The following is a 1806-nucleotide window of genomic DNA, read 5'->3' as shown; positions in this document are numbered from 1 at the left end:
CCGGCCTTAAAGAAAATAAATTTGGTATTGCCATGGAAGAAGCCGAAGTGGTTTTTGCCCGTGCAGCAGAATTAGCTCATTTACATATTAAGGGTGTGGATTGCCATATTGGTTCACAGCTCACCGAAATAAAGCCATTCTTAGATGCCATGGATCGCATGCTTGCATTGATCGATCGTTTAGGCGAACAAGGTATCCAAATTGAACACTTTGATGTGGGTGGCGGCTTAGGGGTAACATATAACAGTGAAACTCCACCACATCCAGACGCATATGCCGCTGCATTACTCGAGCGCTTAAATGGTCGTAAATTGAAGTTAATTTTTGAACCTGGCCGTGCTATAGCCGCCAATGCGGGTATTTTTGTCACTCAAGTACTTTATCTGAAAGAAAACAGCGATAAGCGTTTTGCGATTGTTGATGGTGCAATGAATGATCTTATTCGTCCGTCGCTTTATAGCGCATGGCAAAATATTATTCCGGTACAACAAAATGATGCGCCAACTTTTGCTTATGATATTGTAGGCCCAGTATGCGAAACGGGTGACTTTTTGGGAAAAGACAGACAGTTAGCGGTAAAGTCGGGTGACTTATTAGCGATACGTTCAAGTGGCGCTTATGGTTTTGCTATGGCCTCAAATTATAATTCTCGCCCAAGAGTGGCTGAAATTATGGTTGATGGTGGTAATGATTTTGTTGTTCGTCAGCGTGAAACGCTAGAACAACTTTGGCAAGGCGAACATTTACTGCCATAGGCAGTAAGCTAGCGGCATAACGTTTTATAAGGAAACTTTTGTGATCCATTTCACTAAGATGCACGGACTGGGTAATGACTTTATGGTCGTTGATGGCGTAACACAAAATGTGTTTTTTTCGCCTGAACAAATTCGCCGTCTTGCCGATCGGAATTTTGGGATTGGTTTTGATCAACTTTTGTTGGTCGAGCCGCCTTATGATCCAGATTTAGATTTCCATTATCGTATTTTTAATGCCGATGGCAGTGAAGTTGAACAGTGTGGTAATGGCGCTCGTTGTTTTGCTCGTTTTGTTCGAAATAAAGGTTTAACGCAAAAGAATAAAATTCGCGTGAGTACTAACTCGGGTAAAATAACTTTACGAATTGAGCGTGATGGTAACGTGACCGTTAATATGGGCGTTCCTGTCATCGAGCCAAGCCAAATTCCATTTAAAGCCAAAAAAAGCGAAAAAACCTATTTATTGCAAACGCCGATGCAAACTTATTTATGCGGTGCCATTTCAATGGGTAATCCACATTGTGTGATTCAAGTCGAAGACGTACAAACGGTTAACGTGGACGAAATTGGCAACAGCTTGACCCGTCATGAGCGCTTTCCTAAAGGCGTAAATGTTGGTTTTATGCAAGTGATTAACCCTGGGCACATTAAGTTACGTGTCTATGAGCGCGGTGCAGCTGAAACCTTAGCATGTGGTACAGGTGCATGTGCCGCGGCAGCGGTTGGGCAATTGCAAGATAAGCTCGATAAACAGGTGAGAGTCGATTTACCAGGTGGCAGCTTAATCATAAATTGGGAAGGCGAGGGTAAGCCGTTATGGATGACCGGACCGGCAGAACATGTATATGATGGACAAATACAACTATGAGTGACATTACCTCAAAAGTCAGTTTGACTAATGTGGCCGCTGACAATACGGTTAGCAGTGAGCAAGCAAAAGATATTAATTCAATTGGACAAGATCTTGGCATCGACATGATGGCGAACCTGCAACAAGCACCGTTTGATGAAATGTTGATCCGCGAATATTTATTGGATAATCCTGATTTTT

General features: G+C 42.7%; 2 protein-coding genes and 1 pseudogene. All 3 read left to right on the top strand.

Going from position 1 to position 1806, the window contains the following annotated elements; all coding sequences use genetic code 11:
- Positions 1-755: diaminopimelate decarboxylase (lysA, locus tag CXF78_RS16240; protein ID WP_102037365.1), on the top strand; the 755-nt coding region annotated here is incomplete at its 5' end.
- A 40-nt stretch (positions 756-795) separates the two neighbouring features.
- Positions 796-1623 (top strand): diaminopimelate epimerase, encoded by an 828-nt coding sequence (gene dapF, locus CXF78_RS16235; RefSeq protein WP_102037364.1) that lies wholly within the window; start codon positions 796-798, stop codon positions 1621-1623.
- A pseudogene (locus tag CXF78_RS16230) lies at positions 1620-1806 on the top strand (DUF484 domain-containing protein); the annotation flags it as partial. The gene dapF and the pseudogene CXF78_RS16230, both read left to right, overlap by 4 nt.

The sequence above is a fragment of the Shewanella sp. 11B5 genome (genome assembly GCF_002836795.1).
In the GTDB taxonomy this organism is placed as follows: Bacteria; Pseudomonadota; Gammaproteobacteria; order Enterobacterales; family Shewanellaceae; genus Shewanella; species Shewanella frigidimarina.
The sequence above is the reverse complement of the archived record's forward strand: the minus strand, read 5'-3'. Positions and strand labels throughout refer to the sequence as shown.